This window comes from Streptomyces cinnamoneus (assembly GCF_014650495.1).
Taxonomy (GTDB): Bacteria; Actinomycetota; Actinomycetes; order Streptomycetales; family Streptomycetaceae; genus Streptomyces; species Streptomyces cinnamoneus.
The window spans coordinates 322,972-338,509 of record NZ_BMVB01000007.1; the positions used below are offsets into that span (position 1 = coordinate 322,972).

Genomic DNA, 15,538 nt, shown 5'->3' on the forward strand with positions numbered 1-15,538 from the left:
CGTACAAATGAACAATCCGACAGGGGAGCGCAGCGAGCGCTGAGAGTGCGGCACGGCCCGCAGACCCTCGGACCTGATCCGGTTAGTACCGGCGTAGGGAGTCAGCACCACCATGAACACCACCCTTCGGCGTGCCCTGGGCGCGACCGCCGCCCTCGCGCTGGGCGTGCCCGTCCTGGCCGCCTGCGGCAGCTCCGACGACAAGGGGTCGGGGGAGTCCGGCGGCAAGACCGTCACCCTGGTCTCGCACGACTCCTTCGTCGCCTCGGAGGCCGTGCTCAAGGAGTTCACCGAGAGGACCGGCTACACGGTCAAGGTCCTCAAGAGCGGTGACGCCGGCCGGGCCGTCAACCAGGCGATCCTCTCCAAGAGCCACCCGCAGGGCGACGTCTTCTTCGGCGTCGACAACACCCTGCTCTCCCGGGCGCTCGACAAGGACCTCTTCGCCCCGTACGAGGCCAAGGGCCTGGACCGGGTGCCGCAGGAGTTCCAGGCCGACGCCGGCGAGCACCGCGTGACGCCCGTCGACACCGGCGAGATCTGCGTCAACTACGACCGGGCCTACTTCGCCGACCACAAGCTGACCCCGCCGCAGTCCTTCGACGACCTGGTCAAGCCGGAGTACAAGAACCTCCTGGTCACCGAGAACTCCGCGACGTCCTCCCCGGGCCTGGCCTTCCAGCTCGCCACCATCGCCCAGTACGGCGACGACGGCTGGAAGGACTACTGGAAGAAGCTCAAGGAGAACGGCGTCGAGGTCGTCGACGGCTGGGAGCAGGCGTACAACGACCGCTTCTCCGGCTCCGCCGCCGGCAAGAAGGCCAAGGGCGACCGCCCCCTCGTCGTCTCCTACGCCTCCAGCCCGCCCGCCGAGGTGCTCGGCGTGAAGCCGGAGCCCCAGGAGGGCCCGACGGGCGTGGCGACCGGCACGTGCTTCCGGCAGACCGAGTTCGCGGGCCTGCTGAAGGGCGCCAGGAACACCGAGGGCGGCAAGGCCCTGATCGACTTCATGCTGGGCAGGACCTTCCAGGAGGACATGCCGCTGCAGATGTTCGTCAAGCCGGTCAGCCAGGACGCCAAGCTGCCCGAGGTCTTCACCAAGTACGGCGCGCAGATCGACAAGCCCGGGACGCTCGCCCCCGAGAAGATCGCCAAGAACCGCGACCAGTGGGTCAAGGAATGGTCCTCGCTCGTCCTGAAGTAGACCCCGCAGCGCCACCGCGCGCCGCCGTCCGCCCGGCTGGGGGACGGCGGCGGACGGCGACGCGGCTCGGCCTGATGGCCGTGCCGCTCGCCTTCTTCGGCGTCTTCTTCGCCTACCCCGTCGCCTCGATCGTCTCGCGCGGCCTGAAGGACGGCGGCAGCTGGCAGTTCGCCCGCATCGGCGAGGTGATCACCGATCCCCGCATCGGCCACGTCCTGTGGTTCACCACCTGGCAGGCCGCCGCGTCCACCGCGCTCACGCTCCTGCTCGCGCTCCCCGGCGCGTACGTCTTCGCGCGCTTCGACTTCCCCGGCAAACACCTGCTGCGGGCCGTGGTCACCGTCCCGTTCGTCCTGCCGACGGTCGTCGTCGGATCGGCGTTCCTGGCGCTGCTGGGACGCGGCGGGCTGCTCGACGAGCTGTGGGGCGTGCGGCTGGACACCACGGTCTGGGCGATCCTCCTCGCCCACGTCTTCTTCAACTACGCCGTGGTCGTACGGACCGTCGGCGGCCTGTGGGCCCAGCTCGACCCCCGGCAGGAGGAAGCCGCCCGCGTCCTGGGCGCCGGCCGCCTGGCCGCCTGGCGGCGGGTGACCCTGCCCGCCCTGGGCCCGGCCGTGGCCGCCGCGGCCCTGATGGTCTTCCTGTTCACCTTCACCTCCTTCGGCGTCGTCCAGATCCTCGGCGGACCGCGCTACGCCACGCTGGAGGTGGAGATCTACCAGCAGACCGCACAGCTCCTCGACCTGCCCACGGCCGCCGTCCTCACCCTCGTGCAGTTCGCGGCCGTGGCCGCGCTGCTGGGCGTGCACGCCTGGACGGTCCGGCGGCGCGAGGCGACGCTGAAGCTGGTCGACGCCGCACGCACCGCCCGCCGCCCGCAGGGCGCGGCCCAGTGGGCCCTGCTGGCGTCCGTGCTGGCCGTCGTCGCCCTCCTCGTGCTCGTCCCCCTCGTGGTGCTGGTCCTGCGCTCCCTCGACGGCCCCCACGGCTACGACCTGACCTACTACCGGGCCCTCGCCTCGGCCGGCGACAACGGCGGCACGTTCGTCGTCGCCCCCCTGGCGGCCATCGGCAACTCCCTGGCGTACGCACTCGCCGCCACCGCCGTCGCGGTGGTCGTCGGCGGCCTGGCCGCGGCGGCCCTGACCCGGCGCGAGGGCCGGCTCGTACGGGGCTTCGACGCGCTGCTGATGCTGCCGCTGGGCACCTCGGCCGTCACCGTCGGCTTCGGCTTCCTGATCGCCCTCGACGAGCCGCCGCTGGACCTGCGCACGTCGTGGATCCTGGTGCCGCTGGCACAGGCGCTGGTGGGCGTGCCGTTCGTCGTCCGCACCATGCTGCCGGTGCTGCGCGCGGTGGACGTCCGGCTGCGCGAGGCGGCCGCCGTCCTCGGCGCCTCGCCGCTGCGGGCGTGGCGCGAGGTGGACCTGCCCCTGGTCGGGCGGGCGCTCGCGGTCGCGGCGGGCTTCGCGTTCGCCGTGTCCCTGGGCGAGTTCGGGGCGACCGTCTTCATCGCCCGGCCCGACAGCCCGACCCTGCCGGTGGCCGTGGCCCGGCTGCTGGGCCGGCCCGGGGCACTCACCTACGGGCAGGCGATGGCCCTCAGCACGATTCTGATGCTGGTGTGCGCGGCGGCGCTGCTGGTGCTGGAGCGCGTGCGCACCGACCGTACGGGAGAGTTCTAGATGCTGCGCCTCGACGAGGTGACCGTCCGCTTCGGCGAGCGCACGGTGCTGGACGCCGTCGACCTCTCCGTCGCCGAGCACGAGACCGTGTGCGTCCTCGGGCCCAGCGGCAGCGGCAAGTCCACGCTGCTGCGCGTCGTGGCCGGCCTGCAGCGGGCGGACGCCGGACGGGTGCTCCTGGCGGGCAAGGACCAGAGCGCGGTGCCCACGCACCGCCGCGGGGTGGGCCTGATGTTCCAGGACCACCAGCTCTTCCCGCAGCGGGACGTGGCCGGCAACGTCGCCTTCGGGCTGCGCATGCGCGGGACCGGCCGCGCGGAGTCGGCCCGCCGGGTTGCCGAGCTGCTGGAGCTGGTGGGCCTGCCGGGCGCGCAGCGCCGGCCGGTCGGCGCCCTGTCGGGCGGCGAGCAGCAGCGCGTCGCCCTGGCACGGGCGCTGGCGCCCGAGCCGCGGCTGCTGATGCTCGACGAGCCGCTGGGGCAGCTGGACCGGAGCCTGCGCGAACGGCTCGTGGTGGAGCTGCGCGCGCTCTTCGGCCGGCTGGGGACGACGGTGCTGGCGGTCACCCACGACCAGGGCGAGGCGTTCGCGCTCGCCGACCGGGTGGTGGTGATGCGCGACGGGCACATCGCCCAGGCCGGGACCCCGCTGGAGGTCTGGCGGCGGCCCGCGTCGGAGTTCGTGGCGCGCTTCCTCGGCTTCGACAACGTGGTGCCGGCGACGGTGCGCGGTGAGTGCGCGGAGACGGTGTGGGGCCGGGTGCCGGTGCCCCGGGGGACGCCGGAGGGGGCGTGCCGGGTGCTGGTGCGGCCGGCCGGGGTGCGGATCGCCTCGGTGGCCGAGGGGCTGGCGTGTGACGTGGTGGCGCGGACGTTCCGGGGGGACCACGTGGTGGTGCGGCTTCGGCCCGCCGACGGGCCCGAGCTTGAGGCGGCCTGTGCGTTGGCCTCCGCGCCGGGGGTGGGGGACCGGGTGGGGGCGGTCTTCGGGGTGGACGAGGTCGCGGTTCTCCCCTGACCCCCGGACCGCGCTGTGTGCGGTGTCCGCAAACGCCGGACGGGCTGGAAAACCAGCCCGTCCGGCGTTTGAGGGGCCCCCTCGCTCTCAGGCGACCGCTGTCGGCTCCGGTGTGTCCTTCTCGACCGCAGGCGTCGCCGAGTGGGCGTCCGGTTCGCCGAACCAGGCCACGGCCACCGCACCCGCGACGGCCAGCAGGAAGCCGAGGACGGCCATCCACGCGAAGCCCGCGCGGGAGGTGTCGCCCAGCCAGACGACGCCGATGATGCCGGGCAGGACCGTCTCGCCGACGACGAGCGCGGCGGTGGCGCCGTTGACCGAGCCGATCTGCAGGGCCACGGTGTGCAGGTACATGCCGACGCCGCCGGCGATGAAGATGGCGTAGAGCGCCGGGTCCGCGAGCATCGTGGGCAGGTCGAACGGGTCGATGCCGTCGAGGATGCGCACGCCCACGCCGATGGCGCCGAAGCCGAGGCCGGAGAGCAGACCGGCCAGGATCGCGGCCTTCGAACCGAGGAAGTGCACGGCTATCCAGCCGCCGCCCATCAGCACGACGGTGATGGCCAGGAGCCACCAGTGCGTGGACCGCGCGGCCTCACCGCTGCCCTCGTGGCCCGCGGCGGTCGCCAGGAGCACCAGCGCCGCGCAGACCACGCCGATCGACATCCACTCCTTGCGGTTCAGCCGGATGCCGAGCAGCTTGATGCTCAGCAGGGCGGTGACGATCAGGTTGGCGCTGATCACCGTCTGGGAGAGGAAGAGCGGCAGCATCCGGGCGGCCAGCGCGCCGAGCGCGAAGCCCACGAAGTCCAGGACGGTGCCGACCATGAACTCCCAGGTCACCGCCGCCTTCGCGGTGGACGACAGGCTGGGGCCGCCGTGCTGGGTGGTGCCCGCGGCGGACGCCCCCTTGGCGGCCTCCTGCTGGGCCGACCTGCGCGACCCCACGGCCTGGAGGACCGATCCTGTGCCGTAACACGCCGAGGCCGCGACAGCCGTGACAAGGCCGATGATCACCAATTGCTCCGTTCGCCTGATGGTCCGTCGTGCTGATGCAGCGGACGTAGTCCTGCCTCTTGAAGCAGACGTACTTTTCGGCGCCGGAGTTGCCTTGGGTCAAGAACTGGTCAAGAACGGGTGAGCGGCAGCGTGGTGAGCTCGGCGATCAGCCAGGTCAGCGGGGCGAGCAGGGCCAGCAGCGCGCCGGAGCGCACCGCCACCGCCCCGCGCATCACGGAGGCCGGCACGCCCAGCCGCAGCAGGGCGTCGTGGGTCCCGGAGCGGGACACCCGGGTGTCGAGGGCCGCGGTGATCGCCGTGGCCGTCACACAGGCCATCACGATCGCCGCGCCGAGCCCGGTGAGCGGCCCGAACGGGTGGGGGCCGGTGTGCTCCCACTCCGGGCCGTACAGCTCGACGGCCGCCAGCGCGCCCGCGGCGACCGCGCACAGCACCCCCAGCGGCCGGCCGAGCCGCACCGCGGCGTCCTGCAGTATCCGGCCGGCCAGCAGCCGCACGGCCCCGGGCCGCCCGGCCGCCAGCAGCGCGCCGCACCAGTGGATGAGCCCGGGTCCGGCCAGCACCAGACCGAAGGAGGCGAGCAGCCAGCCGGCCAGGAGACCGGGGGAGGCGCCGTCCTCCTGACCGGGCAGGGCCAGCAGGTGGTCCGGGGCGGGGGCCGGTGCGTGCCCGACGTACGCCTCCAGGGCCAGGCCGCAGGCGAGGACCGCGATGCCCCAGGGCAGGCCCGCGTGGCCCGGCCGGGGCGCGCGGGCAGCGGCCGGCGCGGGGGCGTCGGCGGAGTCGGTCTCCGGGGCGCGCGCGGCCGCGCCCGAGGCGCGCTCCCTGCGCGGGCGCAGCACGATCACGCACGCGCCGGCCGCCAGCACGGGCAGCAGCCCGAGGAGGGTCAGCGCCCCCGCCCACGGCAGGGCGGCGTGCCCGTCCAGCAGGCCGGCCGCGGTGCCGCTCAGCGGGGTGCCGCCCAGGTCTCCGCGGAGTTCGAGATAGGCCAGCAGAGCGACGACGCTGCCCACCCCGCACGAGATCGCCGTCGAGGCCGCGGCGAGCACCGACAGCCGCACCGGCCCGAACCCGACCGCGTCCATGCCGTCGCGGGGACGGGTGGCGGGATCGTTGCGGGCGACGGCGACCGCGAAGTACACGACGGCCGCCAGCGGTACCGCGCACCACAGCAGCCGTACGAGCGACTCCCCGGCCGCCCCGGGGTGCGCCACGGCGTGGCCCAGTGCGCACAGCAGAAGGAAGCCGGCTCCGGACGCCGCGCCCGCCACCAGCAGCCGGCGCAGGTGGACGAGCGGGTGCGCGCCGCGCGCTAGGCGGAGACTGAGCACGCGGCCCTGCCCTCCCCTTCGGACGCGTCGGGGGACGGGATCGCGCCACCGCGGCGGCCGTCCACGAGGGTGACCGTGCGGTCGGCGAGGGCGGCGCTCTCGTCGTCGAGGGTGGCCAGGACGACCGTGATGTGGTGCGAGCGGGCGGCCGTGGTCAGCGTGCGCAGCACCTGGGCGCGGTCGGTCGCGTGCAGCGGAGCGGTCGGCTCGTCGGCGAAGACGACGGTCGGCTCGGCGGCCAGGGCGCGGGCGATGGAGATCCGCTGGCGCTGGGCCTGGGTGAGGGCGCCGGGGCGCTTGCGGGCGCAGTCGCCGACGTCGAGGCGTTCGAGCCATTCGGTGGCCGTCTGTTTGGCCGTGCGGTGGCCGATGCCGCGCACCAGCAGGGTCAGGGCGGCGTTCTCCCAGCCCGTCAGCTCCGGTACGAGGTGGGGCTCGCTGTCGATCCAGCCGAACCGCTCACGGCGCAGCCGCTCGCGGGCGGCGCGGGAGAGGGTGTGCACGGGCGCGCTGTTGAACCACACCTCGCCCGGGTCGGCCAGGAGCTGTCCCGACAGGCATTTGAGGAGCGTGGTCTTCCCGGAGCCGCGGGGTCCGGTCACGGCGAGGATCTCGCCCTCGCGGACGCCGATGGACACCCCGGTCAGGGCCGGGGAACCGCTGTAGGAGTAGTGCAGACCGCGTGCCCAGAGCACGTCGTTGTCCGGCGGGGCCACCATATCGAGCACCTCGGGTCGCTGAGAGGGTCCGTTTCCCCTGTCCGGGTGAACGAACCGGAGGCCATTGGGTCACTGGCACCGTACGGAACCGGGATCCTAGCCCCCGTCCAGGCTCGGCGCTGGAGGGCCTCACTTTCCTTCCATCGGGCTCATCGCCGGGGGGTGTGCGCCGCGCGTGCCGCGGCCCACGTGCGCGCGGGGGAGTGAGCGCGTCCGTGGGCCGTGGCGGGGAGACGGGCCGGAAGGTGTGGGAGGTGCCCGTCGGGGTGCGGTCCCGTCAGATCTTCGTCCACGCCTCCGTGAGGACCCCGCGGACGATCTGCTCGATCTCGTCGAACGTCGACCGGTCCGAGATCAGCGGCGGCGACAGCTGGATGACCGGGTCGCCGCGGTCGTCGGCCCGGCAGTACAGGCCGTTCTCGAACAGCTTCTTCGACACGAAGCCGTACAGCAGCCGCTCGCACTCCTCCGGCGTGAAGGACTCCTTGGTGGCCTTGTCCTTCACCAGCTCTATGCCGTAGAAGAAGCCGTTGCCGCGCACGTCGCCGACGATCGGCAGGTCGTGCAGCTTCGACAGGGTGGCGTGGAAGACCGACTCGTTGTCCAGCACGTGCTGGTTGAGGCCCTCGCGCTCGAAGATGTCGAGGTTGGCCAGCGCGACCGCGGCCGAGACGGGGTGGCCGCCGAAGGTGTAGCCGTGCAGGAAGGTGTTGCTTCCCTTGAAGAACGGCTCGGCGATGCGGTCGGAGATGACGGCCGCGCCGATGGGGGAGTAGCCCGACGTCATGCCCTTGGCGCAGGTGATGATGTCCGGCACGTAGCCGAACTTGTCGCAGGCGAACATCGTGCCCAGGCGGCCGAAGGCACAGATGACCTCGTCCGAGACGAGCAGCACGTTGTAGGTGTCGCAGATCTCGCGCACTCGCTGGAAGTAGCCGGGCGGCGGCGGGAAGCAGCCGCCGGCGTTCTGCACGGGCTCCAGGAAGACGGCCGCGACGGTGTCCGGGCCCTCGAAGAGGATCTGCTGCTCGATCTGGTCGGCGGCCCAGCGGCCGAACGCCTCCGGGTCGTCCCCGTGGACCGGCGCGCGGTAGATGTTGGTGTTGGGCACCTTGTGCGCGCCGGGGACCAGCGGCTCGAAGGGGGCCTTGAGGGCGGGCAGGCCGGTGATGGCCAGGGCGCCCTGCGGGGTGCCGTGGTAGGCGACGGCCCGGGAGATGACCTTGTACTTGCCGTGGTTGCCGGTGAGCTTGTGGTACTGCTTCGCCAGCTTCCAGGCCGTCTCGACGGCCTCGCCACCGCCGGTGGTGAAGAAGACCTTGTTGAGGTCGCCCGGGGCGTAGTGGGCCAGCCGCTCGGCCAGCTCGACGGCCTTGGGGTGGGCGTAGCTCCACACGGGGAAGAAGGCGAGCTCCTGGGCCTGCTTGTTGGCGGCCTCGGCGAGCTCGGTGCGGCCGTGGCCGGCCTGGACCACGAACAGGCCGGCCAGGCCGTCGAGGTAGCGCTTGCCCTGGTCGTCGAAGATGTAGGTGCCTTCGCCGCGCACGATGGTGGGCACGGGTGCGTTCTCGTACGACGACATGCGGGTGAAGTGCATCCACAAGTGGTCGTACGCCGTCCTGCTGAGGTCCTTGCTCACGGCTATCGGGTTCCCCATGTGTAGGTCTGTTTGCGGAGCTTGAGATAGACGAAGCTCTCGGTCGAGCGCACGCCCGGCAGGGTCCTGATGCGCTTGTTGATCGTTTCCAGGAGATGGTCGTCGTCCTCGCAGACGATCTCGATGAGGAGATCGAAGGAGCCGGCGGTGACGACGACGTACTCCACCTCGTCCATCGCGGTCAGGGCGTCGGCGACCGGATCGAGGTCCCCGTCGACGTTGACGCCGACCATCGCCTGGCGCCGGAATCCCACGGTGAGCGGGTCGGTGACGGCGACGATCTGCATGACGCCCTGGTCGAGCAGCTTCTGCACGCGTTGCCGGACCGCCGCCTCGGACAGTCCCACGGCCTTGCCGATCGCCGCGTACGGGCGGCGCCCGTCCTCCTGGAGCTGCTCGATGATCGCCAGGGAGACGGCATCGATCGGCTGCGTGCTGTTCACGCTCTTCGAATCTGCACTACGAGTGGCCACGCATCCCACTGTGCAGGAGAAGTCGGTGGCCTGGCAAGCGTTGAGCGATGAAATTCGTTGCCGATCAAGCGTAGAAGCACTGATTCCGTTGTTCATGGGTGATGGGTATGTTGAAAGCGTCACCTCACTGATTAGGCTGGGCGCCTCAAGTCAACGGAGATTCGACAGAAGGGGTGGCACAACGTGACCACCGAGCTGCGCCGCCTGCGTAACTACATCGACGGAGAGTTCCGCGATGCCGCCGACGGGCGGACCACCGAGGTCGTCAACCCGGCCACCGGAGAGGCGTACGCCACCGCCCCGCTGTCCGGCGCCGCCGACGTCGACGCCGCCATGGCCGCAGCCGAGGCCGCCTTCCCCGCCTGGCGCGACCTGGTGCCCGCGGAGCGCCAGAAGGTCCTCCTCAAGATCGCCGACGCCTTCGAGGCGCGGGCCGAGGAGCTCGTCGCCGCCGAGTCGGAGAACACCGGCAAGCCGCTCTCGCTCACCCGCAGCGAGGAGGTGCCGCCCATGGTCGACCAGATCCGCTTCTTCGCCGGCGCCGCCCGCCTGCTGGAGGGCCGCTCCGCCGGTGAGTACATGGAGGGGATGACCTCCATCATCCGCCGCGAGCCCGTGGGCGTCTGCGCGCAGGTCGCGCCGTGGAACTACCCGATGATGATGGCCGTGTGGAAGTTCGCCCCGGCCCTCGCCGCGGGCAACACCGTCGTCCTCAAGCCCTCCGACACCACCCCCGCCTCCACCGTCCTGATCGCCGAGATCATCGGTGGGGTGCTGGAGGAGCTGGGCCACCCCAAGGGCGTCTTCAACGTCGTCTGCGGCGACCGCGACACCGGCCGCCTGATGGTCGAGCACTCCGTGCCCGCGATGGCCTCCATCACCGGCTCCGTACGGGCCGGCATGTCGGTCGCCGAGTCCGCCTCCAAGGACCTCAAGCGCGTCCACCTGGAGCTCGGCGGCAAGGCGCCCGTCGTCGTCTTCGAGGACGCCGACATCGCCAAGGCCGTCGAGGAGATCGCCGTCGCCGGCTACTTCAACGCCGGCCAGGACTGCACGGCCGCCACCCGCGTGCTCGTCCACGAGTCCGTCCACGACGACTTCGTCACCGCCCTCGCCAAGGCCGCCGCCGACACCAAGACGGGCCAGCCGGACGACGAGGACGTGCTCTACGGCCCGCTCAACAACGCCAACCAGCTGCAGCAGGTGACCGGCTTCATCGAGCGCCTCCCCGCCCACGCCACGGTCGAGGCCGGTGGCCACCGCGTCGGCGAGAAGGGCTACTTCTACGCCCCGACCGTCGTCTCCGGCCTCAAGCAGGACGACGAGATCGTCCAGCACGAGGTCTTCGGCCCCGTCATCACCGTCCAGTCCTTCACGGACGAGGAGCAGGCCGTCGCCTACGCCAACGGCGTCGAGTACGCCCTGGCCTCCTCGGTGTGGACCAAGGACCACGGCCGGGCCATGCGGATGTCCAAGGCCCTCGACTTCGGCTGCGTGTGGATCAACACCCACATCCCGCTGGTCGCCGAGATGCCCCACGGCGGCTTCAAGAAGTCCGGCTACGGCAAGGACCTCTCCGCCTACGGCTTCGAGGACTACACCCGCATCAAGCACGTGATGACCTCGCTGGGCTGACCCCTCTCCGGGCCGCACCGCACCCCGGTCGCGCACGCACGTACGGTCCGTACGTGCGTGCGCGTATCATCGACGCCCGGCCGATCGGCCCGTACGTCCTGCCCGCCATCCCGCCGGAATGCGAGTAAAAGCCCGTGAAGCCCCTCTCCCGCCGGACCCTCCTGCGCGCGCTGGGCGCCGGCGCCGGGGCCGCAGCCCTCGCCGGGTGCGGGGTGCCCGCCGCCTACGTCGCCCCGGGCGACCGGGCCGCGGCGGACCGCTCCGATCGCGACAAGCGCCTGGTCTTCGCCAACTGGCCGCTGTACATCGACGCGGACGAGGACGACCCGCAGAAACGTCCCACCCTCGACGCGTTCCAGGAGCGCAGCGGTATCTCGGTGAAGTACACCGAGGAGATCAACGACAACGACGAGTTCTTCGGCAAGATCAGCCCGGCCCTGATGAACCACCAGGAGACCGGCCGGGACCTCATCGTCGTCAGCGACTGGATGGCCTCCCGCTACGTCCGGCTCGGCTGGGTCCAGGAGATGGACCGGGCCGCCCAGCCCCACGTCGCCAAGGAACTCGACCCGCTGCTGCGGGGACCCTCCTTCGACCCCGGACGCCGGCACACCGTGCCCTGGCAGTCCGGCATCACGGGCATCGCCTACAACCGCCGCAAGCTCGGCCGCGAGATCCGGCGCACCGCGGAGCTGTGGCACGACGACCTGCGCGGCCGCGTCACCCTGCTGTCCGGCATGGACGAGGCGTTCTCCCTGCTGATGCAGGGCAACGGCGCGGACGTCACGCGCTGGACCGCCGACGACTTCCACACCATGACCGAGCAGTTGCGCACGCTCGTCCGCAAGCGGCACATCCGCCGCTTCACCGGCAACGACTACATCAAGGACCTGTCCTCCGGCGACGTCCTCGCCTGCCAGGCGTACTCGGGCGACATCATCCAGCTCCAGGCCGACAACCCGGACATCGAGTTCGTCGTACCCGAGGAGGGCGCGGAGCTGTGGGCCGAGAGCCTGATGATCCCCAACCTCGCCCGCCACAAGCGCAACGCGGAAGCGCTCGTCGACCACTACTACCGGCCCGACGTCGCCGCGGAGCTCGCCGCCTCCGTCAACTACGTCTGCCCGGTCCCGGCCGCCCGCGAGGTCCTGGCCTCGTCCAAGGACAAGGAACTCGCCGAGCTCGCCGAGAACCCGCTGGTCTTCCCCAGCGAGGACATGCGCAGGCGGCTCGCGACCGCCCGCGACATGACCGCCCGCGAACGGCCGGCCTTCACCAAGGAGTGGAACGAGATCGCCGGGCTGTGAGCCCGCCGCCTCAGGCGGAGGCGGGCAGCAGCGAGCGCAGGGCCCCGATGCGGTTGGTGGTGATCGAGTCGACGCCCGCGCGCAGCAGCCGGCGCATGGTGCGGCGGGTGTCCGCGGTCCAGGCCGACACCAGCAGCCCGTCGGCGTGGTTGCGCGCCACCAGCTCCGGCGTGACGAGCCCGAAGCGGTAGTTGAGCCAGCGCGGGCGCACCTCGGCCAGCAGGGACGGGCGGGGCGGGGCGTGCGTCGTCCAGGTCAGGGCGATCTCGGCGTCGGGGTCCGCGCGGCGCACGTTGAGCATCGCCACCGGCCCGCCGCAGTAGTACGCGCGCTCCGCGGCCCCGCTCGCCCGGACGGCGGCGACGGCCGCCGCGGCCGCGGCCGGGTCCGGCAGGTCGACGAACAGCCGCGCCGGCGACGCGTTCTCTGCTCCGCCCCCCTCTTCCCGCCCCGCCCGGCCCTGCTCTTCCCGCCCCGCCCGGCCCTGCTCTTCCCGCCCCGCCCGGCCCTGCGTCTCCCGCCCCGGCCGCATGACCTCGGCGAGGGCCTCCTGGAGCGTGGGCACCCGGCCGTGGGTGAGGCTGCGCACCTGCTCGGCCGTCAGGGCCGACAGGGCCACCTCCCGGCCCCACAGCCGGCCCAGCGTCGCGTCGTGCAGCAGGACGGGCACGCCGTCGGCGGTCAGCCGGACGTCGATCTCCACGGCACCCGCCCCCGCCCACAGCGCGGAGCGGATCGAGGGGAGGGTGTTCTCGCGGTGCACATACGGGTCGCCGCGATGGGCGACGGCGGTGAAGGCGGTGACCATGCGCCCCATTGTGGCGGGAACGCCGGGGCCCGCGCCGTCAGCCCCGCCAGGTCGCCGTGTAGGTGTCGATCTCCGTGCGCAGCCGCGCCTTGGCCGTCTCGTCCATGAACGACACGTCCACGGCGTTCTTGGCGAGCGCGGCGATGCCCTGGGGGTCGAGGTCCAGGAGGCGGGCGGCGACCGCGTACTCGGTGTTGAGGTCGGTGCCGAACATGGGCGGGTCGTCGCTGTTGACGGTCACCAGCACCCCGGCGGAGACCATCTCCTTGATCGGGTGTCGGTCCAGGTCGGTCACGGCGCGGGTGGCGAGGTTGGAGGTCGGGCAGACCTCCAGCGGGATGCGGTGCTCGGCCAGGTGGGCCAGCAGACGGGGGTCCTGGGTGGCGCTGGTGCCGTGGCCGATGCGCTCGGCGCGCAGCTCGGTCAGGGCGTCCCAGATGGTCTGCGGGCCGGTGGTCTCCCCGGCGTGCGGCACGCTGTGCAGCCCGGCGGCGATGGCCCGGTCGAAAAACGGCTTGAACTGACCGCGGGGCACCCCGATCTCGGGGCCGCCCAGACCGAAGGAGACCAGCCCTTCCGGCTTGAGGTCGCAGGCGATCCGCGCCGTCTCCTCGGCGGCCGCCAGCCCCGCCTCGCCCGGGATGTCGAAGCACCAGCGCAGGACGACGCCCAGCTCCGACTCCGCGGCCTTGCGGGCGTCCTCGATGGCCTCCACGAAGGCGGCGTCCGGGATGCCGCGCCGGGTGGAGCTGTAGGGGGTGACGGTCAGCTCGGCGTAGCGGATGTTCTGCCGGGCCATGTCGCGGGCGACCTCGTAGGTCAGCAGGCGCACGTCCTCGGCGTCGCGGATCAGGTCGACCACCGAGAGGTAGACCTCGACGAAGTGGGCGAAGTCCCGGAAGGTGAAGAAGTCGGCGAGGGCCTCGGGGTCGGTGGGCACCGGCCCGTCGGGGTGGCGTGCGGCCAGCTCGGCGACGATGCGTGGGGACGCGGAGCCCACGTGGTGCACGTGCAGCTCCGCCTTCGGGAGCCCTGCGATGAACGAGTCGAGTGCGGGCATGCGTGCCTCCATGGCTGCTCGGGGCGCTCGGTCAACGGCGTGCCGATCATCGTATGCGCGGTGGGAGTCGGGGCCGTGCTCAGGCCGTAGCATGACGGAGTAACGACTGGGGAGGGTCATGTCCGACAAGGACGACACGCAGCCGGAGCCGCAGCACAACGATCCCTGGGCTCCGCCTGTGCCGGAGCGGCGCGTGCCGCTCGACAAGCCCGGCGCCGCACCGGCGCCGGCCGTGCCACAGCAGGTACAGCCCGTCCCCCTCGCACCGCCGTTCCCCGGGCCTGCCGCGGCCGTGCCCGCCCAGCCCGTTCCCGGCGCGCCGCAGCCCGGCGCCGTCCCGCCCGTACCGCTCGCTCCGACCGGCCCGGGCACCCCCAGCGCGTACGCCGGCGGAACCTACGGCTACGGGCAGCCCGGCCCCTACCCGCAGCAGGGCCCGGCGCCCTACGCCACCGGCCCGGGCGTCGGAGCGGTGCCGTACGGCCAGGACCCGTACGCCCAGGGCCCCTACGGGCAGACCGGCTACGGCACGGGCGCCTACGGCTACCCGGCCGCGGCCTACGGGCAGGGCTGGCCGGCGCCGGTCCCGGCGCCCAACAACAGCCTCGGGGTGACCGCCCTGGTGCTCGGCATCGTGGGCACCGTGCTGGCGCCCACCGTCGTCTTCGGCGTCATCCTCGGCGTGCTGGCGATCGTCTTCGGCGCGATGGGCCGCACCAAGGCGGGCACGGGCGAGGCGACCAACGGCGGACAGGCCCTGGCGGGGCTGATCCTGGGCGGCGTGGCACTCCTCGCCACGGCCCTGATGCTCGTCTTCATCATCACCGTGGACGACGACGCGAGCGATGTGGACGACGACCCCGACGAGGCCGTCTACGGCGCCTATATGAGCGCGCCGCCCGGCCCCGGCCCGCTGCTCCCGGCAGCCGCCGCCAGGCGCTGACGCGCCTCCATCAGCGCGAAGCCCAGCAGGTTCAGCCCGCGCCAGCGGGCCGGGTCCTGCGCCCGCTCGTCGTCGGCGGCCAGGCCGATGCCCCACACCCGGTCCAGCGGGCTGGCCTCCACCAGGACGCGTGAGCCCGTGCCGAGCAGGTAGGCGCCCAGCTCCGGGTGCTGCCCGAACTTGTGGACGCTGCCCTCGACGACCAGCTCGAAGCGGTGCCGGCGCCACTCCTCCTCGTCGAAGCCGCGCACCGAACGGCCCGCGTCCTTCGCCTGCTTGGGGTGGCCGGCCGCGAGCGCCCGGGCCTCTGCCTCGGCGTCGCCGAACAGCCGTGCCTTGCCGGCCATCATCCAGTGCTCGGCGGTGGCGTAGACCGTGCCGTCCACGGTGAAGGGCGAGGGCCACCACTGGCTGAAGCAACCCGCTCCCACGCTGCCGTCGCGGCGCGGCCGGTGGCCCCAGAAGTACACGTACTTCGCCCGCTCGCCGCGGGCGGCGGCCGCCGTCAGCTCCGCCACCGTCCGCGGACCGTCCGCGGTGATCCGCTCTGTGCCCATGTCGTCCGTCCCCCGTTCCGTCATGCCGTTCATTCTGGCAGCGGCCTCTGACAGCCGGTCGCGGGCCCCGCAGGGTGCCGGCCGGGGGCTCTGCACAGAATCCGTCGCCCAGTCAA

14 protein-coding genes and 1 riboswitch are annotated in these 15,538 nt (G+C 72.6%); of the genes, 6 read left to right on the forward strand and 8 right to left on the reverse strand.

The features are described from left to right. Positions 1-11: 11 nt before the first annotated feature. Positions 12-117, forward strand: a riboswitch (TPP riboswitch). The 3 genes from IE182_RS13515 to IE182_RS13525 all read left to right on the forward strand — a co-directional run bounded on the left by IE182_RS13515 (position 113) and on the right by IE182_RS13525 (position 3,909). Then, the gene (locus IE182_RS13515; protein WP_190110011.1) at positions 113-1,204 is read left to right on the forward strand and encodes a thiamine ABC transporter substrate-binding protein; all 1,092 of its coding nucleotides are present in this window, start codon (positions 113-115) and stop codon (positions 1,202-1,204) included. Its footprint overlaps the riboswitch before it by 5 nt. Next, on the forward strand, positions 1,180-2,892 hold the full coding sequence (locus IE182_RS13520; protein ID WP_190110012.1) for an ABC transporter permease: 1,713 nt from the start codon (positions 1,180-1,182) through the stop codon (positions 2,890-2,892). Before IE182_RS13515 ends, IE182_RS13520 begins: the two co-directional genes overlap by 25 nt. Continuing rightward, the gene (locus IE182_RS13525) at positions 2,893-3,909 is read left to right on the forward strand and encodes an ABC transporter ATP-binding protein (RefSeq protein ID WP_190110013.1); all 1,017 of its coding nucleotides are present in this window, start codon (positions 2,893-2,895) and stop codon (positions 3,907-3,909) included. It abuts the gene before it with no gap. An 87-nt stretch (positions 3,910-3,996) separates the two neighbouring features. Here the strand turns inward: IE182_RS13525 and IE182_RS13530 are convergent, their stop codons facing one another. The 5 genes from IE182_RS13530 to IE182_RS13550 form a co-directional block, all read right to left on the reverse strand. Continuing rightward, on the reverse strand, positions 3,997-4,926 hold the full coding sequence (locus IE182_RS13530; protein ID WP_190110014.1) for a DMT family protein: 930 nt from the start codon (positions 4,924-4,926) through the stop codon (positions 3,997-3,999). 110 nt (positions 4,927-5,036) lie between these two features. Next, positions 5,037-6,263 (reverse strand): hypothetical protein, encoded by a 1,227-nt coding sequence (locus IE182_RS13535; protein WP_190110015.1) that lies wholly within the window; start codon positions 6,261-6,263, stop codon positions 5,037-5,039. Next, entirely contained in the window at positions 6,245-6,982 is a 738-nt protein-coding gene (locus IE182_RS13540; protein WP_190110016.1) for an ABC transporter ATP-binding protein, read from the reverse strand. The genes IE182_RS13535 and IE182_RS13540 overlap by 19 nt, the downstream gene beginning before the upstream one ends. Positions 6,983-7,259: 277 nt before the next feature. Further along, the gene (locus IE182_RS13545; protein WP_190110017.1) at positions 7,260-8,639 is read right to left on the reverse strand and encodes an aspartate aminotransferase family protein; all 1,380 of its coding nucleotides are present in this window, start codon (positions 8,637-8,639) and stop codon (positions 7,260-7,262) included. Further along, positions 8,624-9,112: an Lrp/AsnC family transcriptional regulator gene (locus tag IE182_RS13550; RefSeq protein ID WP_190110018.1), complete on the reverse strand. Its 489-nt coding sequence runs from the start codon at positions 9,110-9,112 to the stop codon at positions 8,624-8,626. Before IE182_RS13550 ends, IE182_RS13545 begins: the two co-directional genes overlap by 16 nt. 183 nt (positions 9,113-9,295) lie before the next feature. Here IE182_RS13550 and IE182_RS13555 point away from each other — a divergent pair, with 183 nt between their 5' ends. Together IE182_RS13555 and IE182_RS13560 are read left to right on the forward strand one after the other, a co-directional pair. Continuing rightward, on the forward strand, positions 9,296-10,747 hold the full coding sequence (locus tag IE182_RS13555; protein ID WP_190110019.1) for a gamma-aminobutyraldehyde dehydrogenase: 1,452 nt from the start codon (positions 9,296-9,298) through the stop codon (positions 10,745-10,747). 134 nt (positions 10,748-10,881) lie between these two features. Then, positions 10,882-12,054, forward strand: a complete 1,173-nt coding sequence (locus tag IE182_RS13560; protein ID WP_190110020.1) for a polyamine ABC transporter substrate-binding protein — start codon at positions 10,882-10,884, stop codon at positions 12,052-12,054. 10 nt (positions 12,055-12,064) lie between these two features. On the opposite strand, the gene IE182_RS13565 is transcribed toward IE182_RS13560, so the two are convergent. Both IE182_RS13565 and IE182_RS13570 read right to left on the reverse strand, forming a co-directional pair. Next, positions 12,065-12,871, reverse strand: coding sequence for a glycerophosphodiester phosphodiesterase (locus IE182_RS13565; protein ID WP_190110021.1), 807 nt, complete (start codon positions 12,869-12,871; stop codon positions 12,065-12,067). Between the two features lie 28 nt (positions 12,872-12,899). Next, positions 12,900-13,922 (reverse strand): adenosine deaminase, encoded by a 1,023-nt coding sequence (locus IE182_RS13570; RefSeq protein ID WP_190110022.1) that lies wholly within the window; start codon positions 13,920-13,922, stop codon positions 12,900-12,902. A gap of 118 nt (positions 13,923-14,040) precedes the next feature. Here IE182_RS13570 and IE182_RS13575 point away from each other — a divergent pair, with 118 nt between their 5' ends. After that, positions 14,041-14,865 carry a DUF4190 domain-containing protein gene (locus IE182_RS13575; RefSeq protein ID WP_190110023.1) on the forward strand — a complete coding sequence of 275 codons (825 nt, stop codon included), beginning with the start codon at positions 14,041-14,043 and terminating at the stop codon, positions 14,863-14,865. Here IE182_RS13575 and ybiA read toward each other — a convergent pair. Further along, positions 14,805-15,446, reverse strand: a complete 642-nt coding sequence (ybiA, locus tag IE182_RS13580; protein WP_229844780.1) for a riboflavin biosynthesis intermediates N-glycosidase — start codon at positions 15,444-15,446, stop codon at positions 14,805-14,807. The two genes, IE182_RS13575 and ybiA, sit on opposite strands and share 61 nt — an antisense overlap. Positions 15,447-15,538: the final 92 nt, after the last annotated feature.

Coding starts and splice junctions, on each gene's coding strand:
- IE182_RS13565 (WP_190110021.1), bottom strand. CDS start 12,871: ATGGGGCGCATGGTCACCGCCTTCACCGCCGTCGCCCATCGCGGCGAC.
- IE182_RS13525 (WP_190110013.1), top strand. CDS start 2,893: ATGCTGCGCCTCGACGAGGTGACCGTCCGCTTCGGCGAGCGCACGGTG.
- IE182_RS13575 (WP_190110023.1), top strand. CDS start 14,041: ATGTCCGACAAGGACGACACGCAGCCGGAGCCGCAGCACAACGATCCC.
- IE182_RS13515 (WP_190110011.1), top strand. CDS start 113: ATGAACACCACCCTTCGGCGTGCCCTGGGCGCGACCGCCGCCCTCGCG.
- ybiA (WP_229844780.1), bottom strand. CDS start 15,446: ATGACGGAACGGGGGACGGACGACATGGGCACAGAGCGGATCACCGCG.
- IE182_RS13540 (WP_190110016.1), bottom strand. CDS start 6,982: ATGGTGGCCCCGCCGGACAACGACGTGCTCTGGGCACGCGGTCTGCAC.
- IE182_RS13570 (WP_190110022.1), bottom strand. CDS start 13,922: ATGCCCGCACTCGACTCGTTCATCGCAGGGCTCCCGAAGGCGGAGCTG.
- IE182_RS13520 (WP_190110012.1), top strand. CDS start 1,180: ATGGTCCTCGCTCGTCCTGAAGTAGACCCCGCAGCGCCACCGCGCGCC.
- IE182_RS13545 (WP_190110017.1), bottom strand. CDS start 8,639: ATGGGGAACCCGATAGCCGTGAGCAAGGACCTCAGCAGGACGGCGTAC.